The organism is Sphingobacterium kitahiroshimense, assembly GCF_025961315.1.
Lineage (GTDB): Bacteria > Bacteroidota > Bacteroidia > Sphingobacteriales > Sphingobacteriaceae > Sphingobacterium > Sphingobacterium anhuiense.
The window spans coordinates 6,264,130-6,285,547 of record NZ_JAOQNK010000001.1 but is presented as its reverse complement, the minus strand read 5'-3'; the positions used below and the strand labels follow the sequence as shown (position 1 = coordinate 6,285,547).

Genomic DNA, 21,418 nt, shown 5'->3' with positions numbered 1-21,418 from the left:
TGATGTATGGAAATTATCTTTGTACCAACTAAACAAGAATCGATAAAATAATCTTGTGAAAAAAAAATATGCAAACATTAATTTCGTTTATGCTAGTTTCAGGATTGTTATCCTTTAACTCAAAAACCAAAATTGTAAATCAACATTCAAATACACATGCAATGGAAAACAACAATTACACTTCAACGTTTAAAGTTGACAAAGATGCCTCAACTACTTTTAAAGCTATTAAAAATTTCAGAGGGTGGTGGTCTGAAGAAATAGAAGGGAATACAGAAAAGCTTGGGAAAACATTTTTATACCACTATAAAGACATCCATTTGTGTAAATTAAAACTGGTAGAAGAAATCCCAAATGTCAAATTAGTTTATCTGGTTACGGATAATGAATTTAACTTCATAAAAGATAAAACCGAATGGGTAAACACCAAATTGATTTTTGATATTTCTAATGATGACGAGCAAACAAAAGTGACTTTTACCCACGAAGGTTTAACACCACTAGATGAGTGTTTCGAAATTTGTAATGATTCTTGGGCAAATTATATTCAAGTTAGTTTGAAAAATTTAATAGAAACTGGTATAGGAAATCCAAATGCCAAAGAAGGCGGTCTTAAAGCTGAACTGGTTGAAAAATGGGGACTATCAAATAAATAACGACTTACACGCAATAATATATCAAAGCAAAAGCGGTTCGAGTGCAAACTTTAGCCAGCTGGATATACTGGCTCATGTTGACCCTTTTGCGAGTAGTTTTTCTTACTTAGTTATCAAAAAATTTGGATCACTGATGGCTGGAGAACCAAAACAAATGAGTCAGATAAAGCAATTAATTAGACTGTATCAGGGCGGTAATGGAATAAAACAGTATCCAAACAGTAGAGGCACAGTAGACATTTCCCGAAGTCTTCCCTAACAGCGTTCGAATAGGTCGCGAAGCTGACTGCTGTAATATTCAGGTGTTAATCATGTCTTTGCGATCCAAAAAGAAAGTGCGTGCGCAAATAATAATCCATGATTAAAACTGCAAGAAAGTAAAGGATTACAGTACTAAGAAGAAAATTAAATAACAAAGGTACGATTTTAGATAAGTTGTAAATGTTATCCAGAAGAGTATACAAGGCGCTTCATAGACGACTTGTATGTTTATTGAAATATATAACAGCTAAAGGCTTGCTGGCACATAAAATTTAATCTTTAGACTGCCTTGTTTTGCTCGATAGGCTTCAAACTGAACTGAAACCTTTGAGTTATACCAATCAACTTTCAATTCCTTGTTAATATTTCCTCCAGCAATTGTCATCCCGTGTACTTTTACTGAGTCGTCTGTATGCCCCTCAATTTTTAGAATCATAGTAGTAGCATCACTTACATTGGTTTCTGCATTAAGCATAGTATCACGACTCGCATCGGAAACTTCCCATTCGCCACGGTTTTGAGTATTACACGAGACAAAGATGGCTGTTTGAATAGCTGTTAAAACTAGTGCAAAAATGACTTTTTCACAAAACATATAAGGAAAGGTATAATGATTAATTAACGTAAAATTTCTTAATTTATTTATTAATAGCAATGAGCTTAATTATGTGCGTTCCCAAATTTCTTACTTAACTTTGAGTTGTAATAGAATTAAGAGCGTGAAAATATGATCTATTCGTAGAATTATCAAGAAACAAAAGTTAAAAGCTTCAGTCTTTATTGAAGTCAAATTTATAAAATCCTAAATAAGATCCATATTGTAATCGCGTGCTATTGTCCAGCGCTTCTGAGGATACTAAAAAGAAAAGCCACATCTCTCGATGTGGATTTGACTAAACATATGAAATTTACTTAACTTACTTATACGTATTGATGGATTGCGATACTTTCCAGTTGCCGCCATCATTGACCAAGGGAACTAAATCGGTCTTGGTAAAACCTTCAAATTGTTGGGTTACTTTTGCTACCATATAGTCACTGGATTGCTCAACGATTGTGGTGCTTGTTTTACAGTTCAACTGCTCTTTTCAACAACAAAATTATCCGTAAGTGAAATCGCATATCGATTAGGTTTTGAATATCCGCAATCATTCAGTAAAGTGTTTAAAAACAAAACGAACCAGACACCATTGGTATATAGACAGTCTTTTAATTGACCTTCGCAGGGCCTAACTCCACGCCTATCAGCTGTAAAAATAAAATGGATAAGATGATTATTGCTTTCTCCATCAACGCCATCAGATATACCACTAATACCAATACTCCCCTTTCGTTAAAAATATGTAAAGAATCATTCCATAACTACTATCCATAAAGTTTTAACAACAAAAGTTTATCTGGTGTCCCGAATATATTTTCTTAACCAGGTAATGATCAACATTCTATCTTCTATATTATACTTAACCATGGCCTCTTCAATCCACAATTCGCCATCCATGATTGCATCAACAACCTCCATTTTAGTTACCTTTGTATAGCGGGATTTAACCCTATTCTTTTCGCCCATAAATCGATTTTTAACATATAATTAAATAAAATCTTAAACTGTAAGTTGATCATTTCGCTTTGAGAAGCTCAATAATGTGTCGATCCTGCATATCCTCTGCATCAAAAAAAACACTTGGATCAATCAGTAGAATAGGCATAGTAAAACCTAGTTTCTGAATGTACTTAACTGTAAAATCATTTTAAATAACATTCTACTTTATAAGCTTGATCACTTTTTCGCCAATCAATCTAATAGAATTCATTAATTGCTGGTGCGTAAGACCAGCATTATCCATTTGAAAAGTAAAACGGTCTATTCCTCCCAAAGCTTCGCTATGCCGGATTAATTTTTCAGCAACTTCTTCGGGGCTACCAACAACTAACACACCATCTGGAGCGATCAGGGAATTAAATTGATCTTTAGTTACTGGTGGCCAGCCTCGTTCTTTTCCTGCTTTGGTCCAAAGCTCTGCGTAACCTGGATAATATTCTTTGATCGCTTTTTGTGTGGTATCCGACACGTAGCCTGGTGAATGCAGACCGACTTTCAATTCTTCTGGTTTATACCCGGCTTTACTTCCGGCTTCACGGTACAAATCTACCAAGGGACGAAAACGTTTTGTTTCTCCACCGATAATGGCAACCATTAGGGGTAAGCCCAATGCTCCTGCTCTTACGAATGATTCGGGAGTCCCCCCTACGCCCAACCATACTGGGATTTTTTCTTGAACCGCTCTTGGATATACAGGTTGATTATGCATAGAAGGCCTAAATCTCCCTTGCCAGGTCACAAATTCCTGATCTCTAATTTGTAATAAAAGTTCTAATTTTTCTTTAAACAAAGCATCATAATCGTTTAAATTGAATCCAAAAAGTGGATACGATTCTATTGCTGAACCCCGACCGACTACAATTTCTGCTCTTCCATTGGAGATGACATCTAATGTTGCAAAATTTTGATATACACGGACTGGATCATTCGTGCTAATCACTGCAACGGCGCTCGTTAATCGAATGTTTTTGGTTCTTGAAGCTGCGGCGGCAAGGATTACAGCGGGTGACGAATCTAAAAACTCTTTTTTATGATGCTCGCCAATGCCAAAAACATCCAACCCGACTTCATCAGACAATTCAATTCTTTCCAGCAATTGCTCCATTGCTTCTACACTGCTCAGGCTTTGGTTACCATACATGCCTGATGCAAAACTATCTATTCCGATTTCCATTTTATTATTAATTTGAGTGTTTATTATTTAGGATAGCATATTAGGTGGCGGAGGTCCTCCTGCTGGTTTGGTTTTATCTTTTGGAAGTGGGACAAATTCGTCATGATCATTTGGCGGTAAAACGAAACGCCCCTGTTTCCAGTCTTCTTTAGCTTGCTCTATTCTTTCTTTACTGCTGGATACAAAATTCCACCAAATATATCGGTCGCCAAGATGTTCGCCCCCCAGCATCATAAAAGTGACGTCTTCTTCTGCTACAATCACGGGATCAACTCCCTTAGTGAAAACCATTAATTTTCCAGCGCTATAGGTAATACCGCTTAGTTCTAAGCTTCCCCTCACGATATAAATTCCTCTTTCGCTATATCCTTGTGGCAAGCCAAATCGAGTGCCTTTTTTTAGTGCAACATGAATATAAAATAATGGAGAATGTGTAGTTATATCGCTCGATAGACCATAGGCATCTCCCGCAATTAAACGCATCCAAATCCCTGTATCTGTGAAAACAGGGAGTTGTTCGGCCGTGTAATTTTTAAAGCTAGGAGCATTCTCTTCGTCTTTTTCCGGAAGTGCAACCCATGTTTGGATCATTTCTAGTTGGGTACCGATCAATAAGGCAGGATCTTCCATTCGCTCACTATGTACGATACCTTTTCCTGCTGTCATCCAGTTTACTTCTCCGGGTTTTATAACTTGTTCTACGCCTAGACTATCGCGATGGGTAACATTGCCACTAAACAGATAACTGACAGTAGATAACCCTATATGAGGATGTGGCAACACATCGAGAGCACTTAGATTGGTAGCGGTTACACTTAATGGCCCTCCATGATCCATAAAAATAAAAGGTCCTACCATTCGACGAAGTTGATAAGGGAGCAGTCGTTTTACTGCAAATCCCGGGCTTATTTCGGCCACTCTGGAGTCAATAACAATATCTAACATAATTTATTATATTAATTTATAGCAATTCGTTTAAATACTCTTTGCGAAAACCTTTTAAATCAGAAAGTTGATTGTTTCTAATTTTTTTCACCCAATTGGCATCTGCCAGTAAGGGTCTTCCAACGGCTACTAAATCAAAATCACCCCTGTCCAACCTTCTGATCAATTCTTCCAGAGAACTTGGTTCGGAACTTTCTCCAGCATAAGCGCCAAAAAAATCACCATCTAAACCTACTGAACCGACCGTAATAGTGGCTTTACCAGTTATTTTTTTTGCCCACCCTGCTAGATTCAAATCAGAGCCTGCAAATTCAGGTTCCCAAAAACGACGTTGCGAACAATGAAAAATGTCGACACCTGCATCTGCCAATGGAGTAAGCCAATACTCCATTTCTTTTTCATTTTTAGCTAATTTCAAATTGTAATCGGCAATTTTGAACTGGGAGATGCGAAAAATGATCGGAAAATCTTCGCCTACTTGTTTACGTATTTCCTTAATAACTTCTACAGCGAATTTAGTTCGATCTCCTAAGGATTTACCTCCATAGGTATCGTTACGAAAATTGGTTACGTCCCAAAAGAACTGATCAATTAAGTATTGATGTGCACCATGAATTTCGACGGTATCATAACCTAACTTCTTTGCATCGATCGCTGCCTGTCCAAAAGCAGTAATGGTGTCTGCAATAGCGGAATCGCTCATCCCGATACCATTGCCAAAACCTGGCTTGTTATTAATCGTTGATGGCCCTTCGAATGGCGCACCTGGTAACCAGCCAGAAGGATGATTAGTCACGATACCCGGATGCCAAATCTGAGGCCCCATTTTCCCGTTCGCTTGATGAACTGTATTAATTATATTTTGCCAACCTTTTAAAGCCTCGGTTCCATAAAAATGAGGAACATTAGGATCATAAGAAGAAGACGGTCTGTTGATAACTGTTCCTTCCGATAATATTAAACCCACATCACCTTCGGCTCTTTTCCTGTAATAATCCGCAACATCGTTTGTTGGAATCCCGTTCGGAGAAAAAGATCTCGTCATGGGTGCCATTACAATACGATTTTTTATCTCTAATGATTTTAGACTAAAAGATCTAAATAAACTTTCTACACTCATATATTTTAAATTAATTACCTGATTGATTATTGGGGTATTTAGTTTTGATAGAACTTTAAAGTTATTTTTTGTTAGAATTGGAAATCACTTTTGATCTAATGGATACATTTTTAAAATCAACAATACTTGAAAATCACCGTGTTGTGCAAACTATGATGGAAACAAGATTTCTAATTTTTAATACTTTGTATTTTATGAACAGTGTTGTGTAGTAATCACCTATACTGTTTTCTATCACTTTTTTATTGCCAATGCTCCAGTTGGACATTTGCTTACTTGCTTTCTGATTGTCTGTGCATCAGCTCCTGAAACATTGATCCAGGGTTGAGATTTTAGATTAAATACTTTTGGTAATTGGGTAATACATCTCGCTGAATGCTTGCAAAGTTCGCCTTTCCATACAACTGCAACTTCTTGATTGCTGTATGTTTTTTCATTTTCTAGGTCATCTTCTAAATAGATAAAAGATCGAATTTTGGTGCTGCCACCAATAATCTTAGAAACAGGACACTGTTCTGCGACCATGAGTAATTTTTCCTTTTGATCGATACTAATTATGCTGTCGGGAAAAGAAATATCGCAGTCGATGGTCGTAACAAGATTCTCTTTAGTTTGAGTTTGAAACAAGTTTGCTTTCCCAACTATCGATGAAATATTCCAACCTTTTTTATCGATATACATCCTTAGCGTAACGATTTTGCACGATACCAAAGAGCTAAGTAACAATGTATATGGATCTGGTCCACTGTCTTTTCCGCCGATCGATTCTGGTTCATCCACAATAAAGTTTCCGTTGCGCCACTCTACATTGCATTGATATTTGGTCGTTCCTATAGTACTTATTACTGGTTTTTCTAACTTATACTGCATATACATTATATTAAAAAATTATTGAACTCTATAAGTTTTGAATTTTATAAAGTCCAATAATTGGATTAATTACCAAGTTCCCACACCAGGAAGATTTAACTTATCTCGTTCTATTTTATACCAATCAAAAATAGGTCTCATTTTTGGCACGAGAGGGCTCTTCCAGTCTCTGAATAATTCTAGAATATAAGCATGTGTAGTGTTCGGTATAGCCTGCGCCTGAATCATGCGTTCTATAGCAATATTATGCGCTTCTACGCTGATTCCACCAACAGCGTCTGTTAGGAACATCACATCATATCCCTCTTTTTTAGCTTCGACTACGGGATATGCCAAACAAATCTCTGTGTACAAACCAATAAAAACCAACTTCTTCTTTCCTGTTGCTTTTACTGCATCCAAAAATGCAGGATCTTCCCAAGCGTCCATAGAAGATCTATCAATTATTTTTTGACCTTTTGGCAGCTCCTCGGCAATTGTTGGAACGGTTGGTTTATTGATTCCCATATCTACTGCGACCGTACTCATCACGATAGGTATATTCAAAGCTGTTGCTACACGCGTGAGGTATTTAGCATTTAATGCAATAAAATCCTTATTGCCCGACACAATTGCATCCAGCATTTCTGGCTGATAGTCAATGACAATTAACGCAACATCGGAAGCATCCCATATAGCACGAGAACTTGTGTTTTTACCTTGGCTAAATACCAAATTTGTAATCAAGAAGAAAGACAGTACTACAAAGCCTTTAATCAAATGAATTTTGTTTTTCATCGTAATAATTTTTTTAGTCGTTATGATTTATGATATTCAGCAAAACACGGTCATTTGATTTGAGAGAACATATATTTAAATATCTTCCAATCTTGATTTTCATTTGCTCTTATAAGTACAAATAATTCTCTAAAAAAGGCTTTTTCAATCTTTCCGTTCAATAATTGCTTTACTTCTGCAGGTTCTTCACATCGCACAAGTGCCACATTATCAAAAACGTTAATCTCTTTAATAATAAGGTCTCCATTTATAGTGATGGTTTCGAATGTTTCCTTGTAAAAAGCCTCAATGTTCATTTTGCTCGATAGTGAGGGCTTGGCTTCTGGAATTATTTCTGCATTTGCGCAATAAAGATTTAATATTTCATCAATATTTCCGCTTTGCAAACATGCCCCATAATTTTTTATAAGGTCAATTGCTTTGTTTTTAGAAACTTCTAGATTATTCATAATTTATTTTTAGTACTATGATTTTGTTTGAAATAATTTTATTAAAATTTAATAAAATCATCGTCTGTGAAGGTATTGATATGAGGCAGTTTTCCTTGTCTATATTTCTTATATAAATCGGCAATACCATCTGCAGAATCTGCAATAAATGGACCTTGTGAAACAATTTTCTCACCCAATGGTTGAGCTGAATACAACAACAATCTCGATTCTTCTGCACCAGAAGTTAATAATAGTTCACTTTCTTCATCTTCTGACATCCGATCTAACCAACCTACATCATATTGTGAGAGACTTTTGCTTTCTTCTCCCACAAAAACGTTTCCGTTAAGAATGTAGAGAAAAGTTGTGTATGAGGATGGAATATGCAAAGTGGTACTTGCATTGGCGTTCAATTTAATGTCAGCAATAATTAATGGAACATTGGTTACCACTGGAGAATTGACTCCACCCAAAGCGCCTGTATATACGCGGATACTAACGTCATCTTTTACTATTGTTGGTATTTTATCTAACTTGATATCTTGAAGTTTGGGAGCTATATTTCTCTTCGCTTTCGGAATATTTATCCAAAGTTGCATCAGATGAAGTAATGCTTTTTCTTCAATCGTTTCAGTGTGAACCATACCGCTACCAGTGGTTAGGACTTGCATCCCCCCTGCCTCAATTCCTTCCATTTTACCATCTATTAACAATGAAACGATTTCGAAACCAGCGTGCGGATGCGCTCCTCCAACAGGCTCGTTATTAGACTTGTCTAAAAAATCGTCCATTAGCATAATGAAAGGATCACTTTCTGGAAATTCTACCTGAATTACAGATCTCGCAATATGGTCCGCCCCCATAAAACCCTGATGCCCAGTAGCCACATATCTGTTCGTTACTTTTCTTTTTATAGCCATCTTATTCTTATTAAAAACTACATAATTACGATTGAGATTTATTCTGAGAGAACATATATTTTTGAATTTGCCACTTACTTGTTTCTGAATTAAGTGTCAAAATAAACAATTCCCGGAAATATGTTTTATCGACAGAACCATCTGCTAATAACGTTACCTCAGCTGGTTCTTCACAACGGACTATTGCGATATTTCCATAAACTTTAACTTCTTTGATTTGCAAAACTCCATTTATCTTTATGGTAAGGAATGTTTGTTCATAAAAATTTTTGATTGATGCAGTGCCAATTAAAGACGAGGAACCGTCTGGTATGATTTCGCCATCTTGATGATAAAGGGTAAGAATTTCATCGGTGTTACCGTCTTTCAGGAATTTTCCATAATACTGAATAACTTGAGATACTGCTGCCTCTCTTTCCTCAGTTTGTTGAGCCACATTTGACTTAATTTCTTGCTGACCTAAACTTAATAAAGGCAATAGCAGAAAGGCAATAATTTTTAGTGATTTTAATAATAATTTAGTTCTCATTTTATTGCGCTTGATTGGGATTCTCTGAAAACATATATTTATAAATTTCCCAATTCTGGGTTTCCTGATTCCTCACCAAAACAAATAGTTCGCGGAAATAAGTATTATGAATGGAGCCTTTTTTTAATGATTTTACTTGAGACGGTTCTTCACAACGGACAATGGCGACATTATCGAAAATATCAATACTTTTAATTTCAAGATCTCCAATTATTTTAATGTATTTAAAACCTTTTTCGTATGAATTTTCGATATCGCGCTTTCCTTTTAATGATTGCGCACCATGAGGAATAAGCTCCGCGTATTCGGCGTATAGCTTAATTATTTCGGGAACATTACTTTCCTTTAAATGTTTGCCGTAATTTAAAATTACATTGGTCACCAAACTTTTCGTTTCTTCAAAACTCATCATAATGATCTTAAATTTAAGGATGTACAAAAAAACTTGTGTTTTTAATTATTTATTAAAGCCTTTGTAAGTTGGATAAGCTGGCACCATGTGATCTGCATAGTCGATTCCTATTCCAAAATTCATATATTTTACCAAACCATCGTGTAACAAAGCCCCAATATCTGGTGTAGCATTGTCTGCCCTTCCATAATCTCTAAGTATTTCGGAAATATAAGTAGAAGTTGTCATAGGGATAGCCCCCGCTTGCACCATTCTTTGGATAGCTATTTGATGTGCTTCAACTGAAGTTGCACCAGAGGCATCCGTAATAATGTAAACTTCGTAACCTGCTTTTAGCGCAGATAAAACAGTGAAGCCTAAACAAACGTCTGTCCATAAGCCGGCCATCACCAAACGTTTTTTATCTGTTGCAATTACAGCTTCACGCGCATTGGTATCTTCCCAAAGGTTCATGCTTATTCTATCATAAACTGGTGCATCTGGGTAATATTGCCTAATTTCTGTCAAGATTGGTCCGGCAAAACCTTTTTCAGCAATTGTAGAAAGGATAGTGGGGATTTCATAAACTTTAGAATAATAAGCCAATATAGCTACATTGTTTCTTAGCTCCAATTTAGGAATGGATTCAACTGGAAAAATCATTTGACCTTCGTGATCGATAAGGATCAAGCTGTGATTTCCTGGATTCAATAGTTCTGGACTTGGATATTCGAAGTCTTTAAAACGTTCTTGATAATTAGTACTGGGAATTAAATTTTCTGTTGTGCTCATAAGTTGATTGATTTTAAGATTAACAAGGAGTTCATAAAAATTCATGATTCATTTATTAATTAATATATTCTTTTACTTTTTTTTCTTTAAAATTTTTGCTTTTTTCATCCTACTCAGAAACTCAGGAGATACGCCCAAATAAGAAGCGATGTGTCGTTGAGAAATTCGGCTTTCTAAATTGGGATACTTCTCCAAAAACTTCAAGTACTTTTCTTCTACTAACAATGAAATATTTTGTAAAATTCTGCTTTGATGAACTACATACGCATTTTCAAGCATCTTTCGTGTAAATTTATTGAGTTGCGGGATGATCTCGTATCTTAGGTCGTACTGCTTTCTAGTAAACTGTATTAAATCTGTATCTTCGAGTGCCTGGATATTATAAACAGCAGGAAGTTGGCCAATAAAACTGTACATATCAACAGCCCACCAATTTTCTATCGCAAAAGAGATAATATGTTCCTTACCCTGTGCATCTATTTGAAAAATCTTTACACAACCCTTAACAATGAAACTGTCGTATAAACAAATTTCTCCTTCTTTTAAAAGAAACTCTTTTTTCTTAATGGTGTGATGCCTTACCAAAAGACCTAAGAGCTCAATCTCTTTCTCATCAAGAGAAATGAACTTAGCGAAATGCTGAACAAGCGGAGTAATATCCATAGTATAAATCTCTTAGTGATGTGTTAGTAGAAAAGGTAATAGTTTACTTTTTTGTAAAAAAATCATCGTACGCTATAGCATCTAAAGGAATATCATTAATTCTAATTATTTTACCGTTCTCAAGCTGGAAATGGAAAACAGCAAAATTGGTCTTGATTTGTTCGTCCCAGCTACGATTCATTCTGATATGTTCTTTCACAAAAACTTCTTTTTCTGAGCAAGCAAAAGATTCCCAATCCAGTTTGTACCGGTCACCTGCAACATTCGAGAGTAGCTTGTCTCTAAACGCGAGATAACCTTGTTTTGTTTTATAAGTACCTGAAAGAAAGCTATTCCCAGGCACCCATAATTCAAAGTCATCTACTATATTTTTTGCCATACTATCCAAATCGCTGTTCCAGAAATAATGATAAAAATCTCTTACAATTTTTTCATTTTCCAACGAATATGAATTGGCCAAACTTTCTGAAATGGTTTGAGGTTTTTCGGAAATTAAAGGGTTTGAAGGATTTTTAAATTTGGAGCCAGGCGTCCAAAAAGTATCATAAACATCTCCTTCGATAGGAATTGTCCAAGCTTCGGCAATTAATCCGTCTTTTATTTTATATTCCATTACAAATTGGAGTAACCACAATTCTTCAGGATTTTCTTTGCGGTTCATTCTAATTTGCTCCCGTGTAAAGACCGAGTCTACATTCACTGCGATAGCGGGTATAGATAATGAAAATACGCCTCCACCAAAAGAGACAATATGATCAAGAAATTTTTTAAAGCCTTCTTTATACCAATATTCACCAGCATTCAATCCTTTTCCTGGAACGTGCATAACAAAATCAGGTGTCACATATTGAAAGATTTCTTCAAATTCGCCTTTTGAAAAAGCGTTATAGAAATTCTCCATAAGCTTTTTGTTATATTCTACTGTTTTAACGTGAAAAGTGTTTCTTTCGGAATTTGAATGTCCCATTTTAAACCTCTTTAATTTTTTAAATTATACTTCTTTTGCAAAACATTAAAATAATTAAGCAATGATCTTTGTTGTTGTTCATTTGCTAATCCTATTTTTTTATTCTTGTTTAAACAAAATTATTTAAATAATACTATTAAGACGTTGACATAGGTTAAGATTTTAAACAAATGCTAAAGTTGCAGCAATTTTGTGAAAAAGATTTGATATCAGTCCAAAAAGGTTGTATTTATAAAATGATAAAGAAAACTATGAGCGTTAGGTTTATGAAAATTCTTCGTTTGGATGAAAAATCACAACAGCATTTTCTGATCCTAAAATTTTCCATATATTTTTTTATGTAGGAAAAAAATATAATTTTGGCCTTAAAAACAAACCACAATTAACACTTATGTAAAGATTTGAGGGATGAGTTTGCTAAATATTACGATGCAAGTTTTGAGGAATTTTGACATGCCTATATCAAATATTAGAGCGGATTTTTGATTTAAAGGTGTAGCTACTCCTATGATCAAATTTCTTTTGATATTAAATTAATCTTGAATAAACACATCGATTCTGAAAAGATCTGATTGAAGAAGAAAAGAAAACCTTATATTATTTTATCTTTAAAAAGAAGATTATAACCAATTAAAAGAAATCGGAGATTTACAGGACAAAGTTTGGTATGCGTGCTATGGTTCTAATCTTTTAGAAGATCGTTTCCTTTGCTACATAAAAGGTGGACAACCGGCAGGTGCAAAAACGGTATCTGGTGGATGTCTTGATAATACATTACCCTCTGAAAGTGAAGATATGTATATTAACTCTGAGCTTTATTTTGCTAGAGCTTCTAAAAATTGGGATTATGCCGCAGCTGAAAGCTTTTTTAAAACGCTACAAACTGAAATGGTCTACCATAGAAAACTACTAGATCAGCAGTCCGCAAAACTGCGTAGTTGAGCGTTATATTTTTCGTGTGCTAACGGGGGAATCCATTTCTAACAACTAATCTGCTAAGCTAATAGCTACTAGCAATTGCGGATATTCATCACTTACTTCATGAACATGATCAATACTGGTCAGTGATATAGTGTTATTAAACACTTCAAATTTTAGTATGAAATTGTCTTTTTTGTTGTAAAGTAATCCATGCTCTTTTCCTTCAGCATCTTCATAGTAACCGACTAATAGCGTCCTTTCTAAATTAATGTTGTTTGATATGATTAAATTTTTCAAATCAAGCCATTCATTATTTAGTAATGCTGTTAATTCTTCTATTTCTAATTTATAATCTTGGAATTCTTCTGTGGTCATTTTCATGGTTAATAAAGGTTTATAGGATCTTAATGTTCTGTTTAAAATGAAATTGCTGTTTATAAATTCCTATCAAAAGCCTTGTCTAATTTATATTTTATTTTCCGTTAAACTGCTTTTGAAAATCAAGTCTGGAAGCGACTGTTTAAAATCAATCTCTTGTAAGGCTAACTTTTTCATAGTTCAAAATTATCTACTTTTTTGTGTGAAAACTTCAGCGTATAATTTATCTCTCCTACTTTTTTTGTTGCAATTCGTGCTTGATTAAGGTCAAGTCGATAATCTTTGAGACAGGTTTTGATACTGCTAACCGCTTTTTCACTGTCTACAACCTTACAAAAAATATTTAATTTCTTTTGACCCATATCAAAACCATCCACATCGCCTACTCCATTCCAGCCTAGATGGTCTTTTAGATATTCTTGCACCTTGTCTTTAAGCCATAAATCTCTTTTATTTCCTAATTCACTCTTTAAAGGAAACTGAACAACAACCCAATGATGATTGTCTTCATCGATTTGATAATAGCCATTACTTTCACAGTCTTTACAGAAATTATGTACAAAATCGTCATTTGCATTTTTCGTTTCAATAGGTATCTCTTCTACTTTTCCTTTATAACCAACTTTTCCATAGTGAACAATGGCTACTTTTCTGTTTTCGTCAAACCAAGTTTCTCTGTAAAGTAGTTGTTCTTTATCGTCAGCTTTATAATATTTTATCATGGTAAGTTCACTTTGTTTATTGTGTACTGGAGTCATTTTGACCAGCATTTCCAATTAATTTTCGATAGATTTCATTACCTTATTAATTTTTTATTGGTTATTATAATTAAGACAACAGCTTCATATGCTAAAATCCTTAATGAACGATAACCGTTGACTAAATTTATTAAAGTAATTCATTGCGCCAGATTTCATATTAAATTGTACCAAAACACCATACTTGTTTGGGTAACGTAACATACTATAACTTTCCGTAATTTGCTGAATCCTGTGGTAATTACAAAAGGGTTTGTTAATGAAGGAATACAATTCAAACCATATTTTCATTATTGGTTTTATTGTCTTTCCTCATATATAATCTCAAAAAATAAATTTCCGGGCCTCTCAGCTACAAAACTCTTTACAAGATCATAAATATTCTCGTTTTCCATCGAAAAACCACTAAGATCAACGCTGTTTGCCAAACTTGGCTGGGTACTATTTTCTGTTATATAAAATCCATCTATTCCTAAAATAGATACAGTGTCTTTCTCGCACTCGTCAATAAATTTTAATGTATCTTCTTTTGAGTAAAGATTCAGTCCCCCTCTCTTCAATATCCGATCTTTAAATAAATTCGCCATCCTATCCATAATTATTTTACTATATATGGATTAATAACTGCGTCATCTGGTATCCATTTAGGATCCAAATTTATTATTAAGTTGAATAATTTCATCATTTACGTTGTCTTTGATGACGTAAGAATTAATTTTTTCGAAATATGTAGGGGAGTCCGATTTTTAAACTGACACTGTTCTACTATAGGTTTTGCTAACTGATACTTGGGTTGTAATTGCCCCAAAACATCTGAATAGATACCAAAATTGATTATGTCTGTTGTACTATCTAGTTTTTCGAAAGTTCACAACCCCTTTATTTTCACCTAATTTCCCCTAAAAGCTATTCTCTTTTTTTATTAAATCCACTTGCTTTAGCAAGGTGAGTGACGCTTTAATAAGATCTTTATACACATTCATTTACTTTTAGCAGTTTTATTGATTCAAATCAAATTTCAATTCTTTACTTTTTCCAATCCAGACCACATCATCTTCAGCATCTTTAAACATAACATAACTACTTTCCTTTTTTTTCGTAATATCCTTCCAAGACATCGCTTTAGTAATAAATTTATTTCCTGTACTACGAAAAAACCTAAATGCTACGTGCTGATAATGAAACCAAATAAGTGGTAACAAATTTATCACTTCTTCGTTAAGATTAATCCCTTCAAATGAAATTTCAAAATTGTTATAAATGAAGTTTTTTTTATCATTTAAAACTAAATTCAATTTTGATAATAACTCTGAATCAGTAAAATTTGGTCTACTTGCATTTATGTAAAAATAGCCCATTTTCTCACTTAAATTTAAAATTGCATTAATTAAACAATTTCTGTCAGAATATGTATTTTCAAAAGATTTAATTGACAATAAATCTCCTCCTTCATTACTATGAATTTTATGTTCTTTCATTATTTTATTTTCTTTATTTGCTAAAAAATGGAGCCTTTAACATCTATGGGAAAGCTGTGTCCTGGAAGCAAATACACATAATAATACAGTACTGATAAACAGAACGTAGATTACATTGGTAAAATTGAAATTCATCTCCATTTAGCTTTTGTTAGTTAGTTTCTTAAACCAATTGTTGAAATAATTTTTGATAGCAATTTTATACTGATTAGTTGATTCTACGATTTTTTTAAGGTTCGCTTTTACTTCTAAATAAAAGCTTCCCGATTCACTCTCAACGGTTATTTCATTTGAGGATTTTACCAGCGTTCTTTTCATTTCTTAATTGAAAGATACGACATTCCCCCGTTCTATTAAAGCATTCCTGAATTTCTGAAAAAATCTGAAATTCATCTTGTATCTGTTACAATTTTTTTTTGTGGCAATGGGAATCCAGAATTAGCCAGTATGTTGAATTTTCCGTTTTCCGCCCCTGCTGTATTATCTTTTCGTTGCTAATGTTTTCCGTTTCAAAAAACCAAAGCACACTCGTACCTGCTATGATACAAGCCCTTCTGATTTGAACAGACTTGAGTAAGCTTCAAAATGTTCAAATAAAATTATATCATTATCCATTGTCGATCTCTCCAGGTCATCTTCATATGAATCAAAACTTATTTTATTATTTTTTTTAATGCTTTTTGAGCTTCCTTTCTTACGAGAGGTTTAGGGTGATCTGTCAATATTGCTATTTTATCTTTTGCTTTTTGTGATTTAATTTTTCCAAGTGCTATTAAAGCGTGAGCAACTACTTCATCATCATTAAGCAAATTTATTAGGACATCTTCCACTTCTGCAGATTTAATTTTCCTTAAAGCGAAAACAAACATCTGTCTTGAGGTTCTGTTTGTTTTATCCTGAACGATCGGTAAAATGCTCTTGACGTCATCTTGAGTAATTGTCATATCTATAGTATTGCCAATAGCCCAACGTAATAAATCCTTATCTTTAGGGATTTGGTGATACATAGTGATTAAATAGGGAGTTGCCTTTCCTTTTGCTTCCTTTACAGCTAATGCCCTTATTATTCCTTCTATATTTCGTTCATGATAGTCTTTTTGTAGGTGATCTAATAGAATTGGAATAGCATCAGGATATCTTTCATTTGTTTTAACCAAGTCCCATACAGAATTTATTTTAATTCCTATTGAATTTAGATCGTTCACTAATTCTGCTTCCTCTTCACTTAAAGATTTTTCTAAAGCAATTCTTATTTCTTCTTGTAATTTTAAATCTTCAGTAGATTTAAATGGTTTAGTGATTAATTCTTTAAATTTCTCATTCAATTCATGTATGTTCAAATTCATGACTATCTATTTAACTGGAATATGTTTATGAATTATTTTTCTTGCCTCCATTAAAGTTTGCAATGGAGTAGAAATAGTAGTATTTGGTCGTGTGGTATAAATTTATACTTTCATTAAAAAAAAATGAAAGTACTACTTGCCACTTATTACATATATCTAAACAGAATCATATAAAAAAGCTTTCATGTCCATTTTGAACTTTTCTTTATCAAAATCTTTTACAGCCTTGGGCAGCTTATCTAAATTTGATAAAGACTCCAATATTCTAGTTTTTAAAAGTTCCATACTATCATAATCGTTGCCGGAAACAAAACTTTCATACTCATCAGAAGTTAAAACAATGTCATCAATGAATAATTTTACCATTCTCTGCATCTCTCCTGTAAATCTGTTTTTTGTTGTTTTATCACGAACATACAAAGGTTTCTTGGCTTTAAAAAGATGCTCAAAACCTGGAGGAGTTAAAACACTTGTAAAACCAATAACATAACTTTCTAGGTCTGAACCATAAAATCTTCCTTCAAAAAAAATTTTTAATTTTTCATGAAGATCGCTAACAAGATCTAATTTATGTTTAGATCCTGCATCCATTATTAAGCTTATATCAAAATTCATAAATAATTATCTAAAAATTTTATTTCCTGGAGGCAATTGCCCATGGGGTATAAAATAGTTACATATCTTAGACTTCTCTGCAATTTTTCTCTGCAGCTGATTTCCATAAAATTGAGGATCCATTTTGGCACCCATAGGACCTATTGATCTTAAATAATTAAGATTGGAGTTGATAACTTATTCGACAGTGTAAGTTAAGAACATTAATAATTGTAATGATAGCATTTTAAAATGGAAATGAAAAGCCATTTTGGCTACATCAGCAGCACTTTCCATGGATCCATTACACGTCCATTATCTAACAATTGCTGAGCTTTTAATTGCAGGAGCATCGTGCGATTCTTGATATTGGTATTAAGCAGCTCTTTACTTCATCAGTTTTACTAAAGGCTTCTACCTCCTCATCTGAAGGCAGCGATTTAACAAGTGCCAATAAACCCAAATTATTCCCGGTTAATACGCTGGAGTTTTTAACCTGTTGAGGAAAAGCATCTATACCGATACCTACTCCTCCATTATCTATGGGTTTGGCTATTTTAAATAAACTGTCGCTGGTTACCCTACAATACCAATCACCACCTAAACGAGCCACAAGATCCATTTTATGAGGGTCTAATTTACCATTATCATCCAAAATATCTTCATTGATATGAATGCGTTTTACCTCAGCAATAATCAAATTACCTGCTCCTCCGTTTTTCCCTAAAGATATTACATCATTCACAACACATTCCAATTGAATGTTAGATTCTGCTACTCTGGGTGGTTTTACCGTTTCTGAAGGCAATTCAGTAAACCCTGCTTTCGAAAACTCATTTACCTCTTTTGGATAGTCGGTGCTTGTTAGATAGGTCTGTTGAACCATATTATAGCTCACAATATTAATCACACATTCAGGTATTTCCAAAATGTTTTCAAGCGTATGTTTAGAACTATTATCCCGCGCCCTGCTTGTAACCGAAAAAACGCATATCGGAGGATTCATACTGACAACATTAAAAAAACTAAACGGACTTAAATTAATCTTACCGTTTTTATCAATAGTGGATGCGAAGCATATCGGGCGGGGTGCAATGGCAGCGTGCAAATAACTTTGTATTTCCGTTTGCGTTAATGATGAAATATCAAAAGTTTTTAAGCCCATTTAAATTTTTATTAACGTGAGTTTGGAATAAGAAAAGTATACAAAAGATATGGTTTCTGCCCGCTAAACGATTGCCAACAATATATACACTAATACCAAAATCCTGAGCTTAGAAATGAAGTTACAAAAATCTTTGTAAACACTCCTACTACACCATACAGAAAACATTGGTCAATGCGATAAAACTACCCACACGTCTATAACAAAGGCACAAAAAAAACCGCTTGGTCATCCCAAGCGGTTCTATATATTTTAGAACTATGTTCTACTTCAGTTTTTCGATCTCTTCTATTGAAAGTCCGGTACCCTTAGCGATTTGCTCTACAAGTAAACCCATCTCTTTAAACCTCAAAGCTGTCTCAATAGCTTTATTGTGTTCGCCTTCAGCAAGTCCTTCAGCAAGTCCTTCAGCTTTAGCTACTAATGATGCTTTTTTAGCTTCTTTTTTAGCCTCTTTCAATTGTTTTTCTAGTCCTTCAACTTGTTCCTGTTGATACATCCGCACTGCTTCGGCATCCCACTTGCGTTTTAAACTAATATCATACATAGTCTTTTCCTCCTTTGTCAATTTTGCGTAGCTGGCCAACTGGAAGAATCGTTGAAATACCGCCGATTTCATGATCCGTGGCAAGGTCTTTAACGTAGACATATTTTTGAGCATAAAGAATACTTTATCCAGTTCGTCTTCAACTTCAGCTTCGCTTTTAACAAAGTTAATAATTTCTAAATAGATAAACCCAAATCCTTCATAGAAAATTTGTCCTGAATCTCTATTACACAGGCAGGTATCGTGAAAATATGTGTTCCGATCAACTCCCGGCATATGAAAACCGTCCATCAGGACAATGGTGTAAACCTCGGGAATGGCATACGCCCAGGCTTTACGGTTTCCTTTGGGTGCTGTGTCTGAAATGACCTTGCTGGCATAGTACAGCATGCGTTGCTTCAGATTGGTCTGTGTACTCGTCTGCATCTCGATGATGATCTCTTCTCCTGTACTGATCTGGACTACAAGATCAAAGATAACTTTACCGATCTCTTCGGTCGCTCCGATACGCTCGGTATCCCGATAAGTAAGATCTGTGATCATCTTTCGACCACGAAAGATGATGTTGAGAAAGTTGATCAGGTTGACTTTGTCTCCGAATAACCGCTTGAATCCTTCATCGGTGGTCGGATCAATAAATACGGGTTCTGCATGTGCTACCATAATTTTAGGATTTATTTAAATAATTAATTACATAAACCAAATATGATAAAAACTAAAAATATTAGTCGGTTATTAAACGTTTGTAGTCGTTTGTAATCGTTTGTTGTCGGCTAGCACAACTTGGATCAATCTTTAGACATGCTATAGAAAAAAGAAAAGCCACATCTCACGATGTGGCTCTGACTAAACATATGCATTCAAACTTAACTTACTTATACGTGTTGATGGATTGCGATACTTTCCAATTACCACCGTCATTGACCAAAGTCACTAGATCGGTCTTGGTAAAATCTTCAAATTGTTGGGTTACTTTTGCCACCATGTAGTCACCTGACTGCTCAACTATGGTAGTGCTTGTTTTACAGTTCAACTGCTCCCCTTTTTGCTTTTTCAAGAAGGAAATTACTTCTGAACGGCTATTGATCTTAGCTTCTGCTGCCTGTACTTTCTGTTTAAAATCTGAAGTGAACAACTGCTCTACTCCTGCCGACTGTCCTTCTGTCATAACAGCTATATAATGATCAATGGCTAAGTCTGCTGTGGATAGATTAACGACTGCTTTTTTAGGGTTTGATACCTCTGGTTTAGCTGCTGCCATACTGAATGTAGATAATGCGATCAAGGCTGCTGCTGCGAATGTTTTTGCTATAGTGTTCATAATGTCTTTATGTTATATTGTTAGTTTATTGTTCTTAGTTGTTGATTCAAAAGTAGGGTGTAATTCGTCCCTGCTCTATGGCAATTAGACTAAACCAACTAAAAACTCGGTGAATGGTGAAAATGGGTAGGTGAAATGGTTGAACCTGGAATGGGATTATTCTGCTGTCACCCACTTGTCAATAATAAAGGCAAAAAAAAACCGCTTGGTCATCCCAAACGGTTCTGTATATTTTAGAACAATGTGCTATTTCAGTTTTTCGATCTTTTCTATGGAAAGTCCGGTACCCTTAGCAATATCTGCTACAGGTAAACCCATTTTCTTAAATTCTAATGCAATAGTACGCTTTTCTACCTTAAGCTTAGCACGCTCTTCTAAACGCCCCTTTTCTATACCTTGCTTCTCTGCTTTATCTAATAAATATTCTTGAGTGCCCATTATACTACTCCTTCCTAATTTTATTTCAATTTCTGACTCAGAAATAGTTAAAACGTGAAAATTAAACAATTTTTAACGCTCTCTCAGCGACCTATCAAAAACAAATATTACGATGAAGTTTAGGTAAACTCCCTGATATTCAAAGTCTACGTAATACGTTAAAAAATGAACTCGCTGTATTCTTTTACGCCTTTGAATCATCAGGATTTATAGGGGGTATAGAAGTGGTATAGAAACTGGCGCTTAATGGCGGATGTAGCACCAATCATTTATCAGCCGACTCTCATGATATATGGTTAATAGAACACGATCCCAAAATTTGAAAACCTAAAAAATATTGCTCCTAATTTGGATGACCACATGCAACATTGCAAAA

26 protein-coding genes and 1 pseudogene are annotated in these 21,418 nt (G+C 34.5%); 2 read left to right on the top strand and 25 right to left on the bottom strand.

All coding sequences use genetic code 11. From position 1 onward, the window contains the following. The first annotated feature begins 68 nt into the window (after positions 1–68). The gene (locus M2265_RS26850; protein ID WP_243655384.1) at positions 69–656 is read left to right on the top strand and encodes an SRPBCC domain-containing protein; all 588 of its coding nucleotides are present in this window, start codon (positions 69–71) and stop codon (positions 654–656) included. Positions 657–1,164: 508 nt separating this feature from the next. Here M2265_RS26850 and M2265_RS26845 read toward each other — a convergent pair. Together M2265_RS26845 and M2265_RS26840 are read right to left on the bottom strand one after the other, a co-directional pair. Next, a complete protein-coding gene (locus M2265_RS26845) occupies positions 1,165–1,512 on the bottom strand; it encodes a hypothetical protein (RefSeq protein ID WP_132768801.1) in 348 nt (115 codons plus the stop codon). Positions 1,513–1,834: 322 nt separating this feature from the next. Next, complete coding sequence (locus M2265_RS26840; protein ID WP_165905800.1) at positions 1,835–1,996, bottom strand: hypothetical protein; 162 nt, start codon at positions 1,994–1,996, stop codon at positions 1,835–1,837. 9 nt (positions 1,997–2,005) lie between these two features. Between M2265_RS26840 and M2265_RS26835 the strand changes: the two are divergent. Then, positions 2,006–2,134, top strand: a pseudogene (locus tag M2265_RS26835) (helix-turn-helix domain-containing protein); the annotation flags it as partial. 176 nt (positions 2,135–2,310) lie between these two features. Here M2265_RS26835 and M2265_RS26830 read toward each other — a convergent pair. The 23 genes from M2265_RS26830 to M2265_RS26720 form a co-directional block, all read right to left on the bottom strand. Then, positions 2,311–2,484, bottom strand: a complete 174-nt coding sequence (locus tag M2265_RS26830; RefSeq protein ID WP_165905846.1) for a hypothetical protein — start codon at positions 2,482–2,484, stop codon at positions 2,311–2,313. 193 nt (positions 2,485–2,677) lie between these two features. Next, positions 2,678–3,691: an LLM class flavin-dependent oxidoreductase gene (locus M2265_RS26825; RefSeq protein WP_132768803.1), complete on the bottom strand. Its 1,014-nt coding sequence runs from the start codon at positions 3,689–3,691 to the stop codon at positions 2,678–2,680. 27 nt (positions 3,692–3,718) lie between these two features. Continuing rightward, positions 3,719–4,636 (bottom strand): pirin family protein, encoded by a 918-nt coding sequence (locus M2265_RS26820; RefSeq protein WP_132768805.1) that lies wholly within the window; start codon positions 4,634–4,636, stop codon positions 3,719–3,721. 16 nt (positions 4,637–4,652) lie between these two features. After that, a complete protein-coding gene (locus tag M2265_RS26815) occupies positions 4,653–5,756 on the bottom strand; it encodes an NADH:flavin oxidoreductase (RefSeq protein WP_132768807.1) in 1,104 nt (367 codons plus the stop codon). A gap of 234 nt (positions 5,757–5,990) precedes the next feature. After that, the gene (locus tag M2265_RS26810; protein ID WP_132768809.1) at positions 5,991–6,626 is read right to left on the bottom strand and encodes a (4Fe-4S)-binding protein; all 636 of its coding nucleotides are present in this window, start codon (positions 6,624–6,626) and stop codon (positions 5,991–5,993) included. 69 nt (positions 6,627–6,695) lie between these two features. After that, entirely contained in the window at positions 6,696–7,403 is a 708-nt protein-coding gene (locus M2265_RS26805) for an isochorismatase family protein (protein WP_132768811.1), read from the bottom strand. 50 nt (positions 7,404–7,453) lie between these two features. Beyond that, positions 7,454–7,852, bottom strand: a complete 399-nt coding sequence (locus M2265_RS26800; RefSeq protein WP_132768813.1) for a YybH family protein — start codon at positions 7,850–7,852, stop codon at positions 7,454–7,456. Positions 7,853–7,893: 41 nt separating this feature from the next. Beyond that, positions 7,894–8,754, bottom strand: coding sequence for a pirin family protein (locus M2265_RS26795; RefSeq protein WP_132768815.1), 861 nt, complete (start codon positions 8,752–8,754; stop codon positions 7,894–7,896). A 25-nt stretch (positions 8,755–8,779) separates the two neighbouring features. After that, positions 8,780–9,283: a DUF4440 domain-containing protein gene (locus M2265_RS26790; protein ID WP_132768817.1), complete on the bottom strand. Its 504-nt coding sequence runs from the start codon at positions 9,281–9,283 to the stop codon at positions 8,780–8,782. A 1-nt stretch (position 9,284) separates the two neighbouring features. Next, a complete protein-coding gene (locus M2265_RS26785; RefSeq protein WP_132768819.1) occupies positions 9,285–9,695 on the bottom strand; it encodes a hypothetical protein in 411 nt (136 codons plus the stop codon). Positions 9,696–9,740: 45 nt separating this feature from the next. Continuing rightward, positions 9,741–10,466, bottom strand: coding sequence for a hydrolase (locus tag M2265_RS26780; protein ID WP_132768821.1), 726 nt, complete (start codon positions 10,464–10,466; stop codon positions 9,741–9,743). A 72-nt stretch (positions 10,467–10,538) separates the two neighbouring features. Further along, on the bottom strand, positions 10,539–11,129 hold the full coding sequence (locus M2265_RS26775; RefSeq protein WP_132768823.1) for a Crp/Fnr family transcriptional regulator: 591 nt from the start codon (positions 11,127–11,129) through the stop codon (positions 10,539–10,541). A gap of 43 nt (positions 11,130–11,172) precedes the next feature. Beyond that, positions 11,173–12,030 (bottom strand): nuclear transport factor 2 family protein, encoded by an 858-nt coding sequence (locus M2265_RS26770; RefSeq protein ID WP_264599374.1) that lies wholly within the window; start codon positions 12,028–12,030, stop codon positions 11,173–11,175. Between the two features lie 1,053 nt (positions 12,031–13,083). Then, positions 13,084–13,392, bottom strand: coding sequence for a hypothetical protein (locus M2265_RS26765; RefSeq protein ID WP_132768827.1), 309 nt, complete (start codon positions 13,390–13,392; stop codon positions 13,084–13,086). A 176-nt stretch (positions 13,393–13,568) separates the two neighbouring features. Further along, positions 13,569–14,153 (bottom strand): hypothetical protein, encoded by a 585-nt coding sequence (locus M2265_RS26760; protein ID WP_132768829.1) that lies wholly within the window; start codon positions 14,151–14,153, stop codon positions 13,569–13,571. 299 nt (positions 14,154–14,452) lie between these two features. After that, on the bottom strand, positions 14,453–14,740 hold the full coding sequence (locus M2265_RS26755; protein WP_132768831.1) for a hypothetical protein: 288 nt from the start codon (positions 14,738–14,740) through the stop codon (positions 14,453–14,455). 411 nt (positions 14,741–15,151) lie between these two features. Further along, complete coding sequence (locus tag M2265_RS26750; RefSeq protein ID WP_132768833.1) at positions 15,152–15,631, bottom strand: hypothetical protein; 480 nt, start codon at positions 15,629–15,631, stop codon at positions 15,152–15,154. A gap of 653 nt (positions 15,632–16,284) precedes the next feature. Next, on the bottom strand, positions 16,285–16,977 hold the full coding sequence (locus M2265_RS26745; protein WP_132768835.1) for a HEAT repeat domain-containing protein: 693 nt from the start codon (positions 16,975–16,977) through the stop codon (positions 16,285–16,287). A gap of 156 nt (positions 16,978–17,133) precedes the next feature. Next, entirely contained in the window at positions 17,134–17,592 is a 459-nt protein-coding gene (locus tag M2265_RS26740) for a hypothetical protein (protein WP_132768837.1), read from the bottom strand. A 316-nt stretch (positions 17,593–17,908) separates the two neighbouring features. Then, positions 17,909–18,736 (bottom strand): flavin reductase family protein, encoded by an 828-nt coding sequence (locus M2265_RS26735; protein ID WP_243655385.1) that lies wholly within the window; start codon positions 18,734–18,736, stop codon positions 17,909–17,911. Positions 18,737–19,001: 265 nt separating this feature from the next. Then, the gene (locus tag M2265_RS26730) at positions 19,002–19,946 is read right to left on the bottom strand and encodes an Rpn family recombination-promoting nuclease/putative transposase (RefSeq protein ID WP_132768839.1); all 945 of its coding nucleotides are present in this window, start codon (positions 19,944–19,946) and stop codon (positions 19,002–19,004) included. A gap of 208 nt (positions 19,947–20,154) precedes the next feature. Continuing rightward, entirely contained in the window at positions 20,155–20,604 is a 450-nt protein-coding gene (locus M2265_RS26725; protein WP_132768841.1) for a nuclear transport factor 2 family protein, read from the bottom strand. A gap of 246 nt (positions 20,605–20,850) precedes the next feature. After that, entirely contained in the window at positions 20,851–21,042 is a 192-nt protein-coding gene (locus M2265_RS26720; protein ID WP_132768843.1) for a hypothetical protein, read from the bottom strand. Positions 21,043–21,418: the final 376 nt, after the last annotated feature.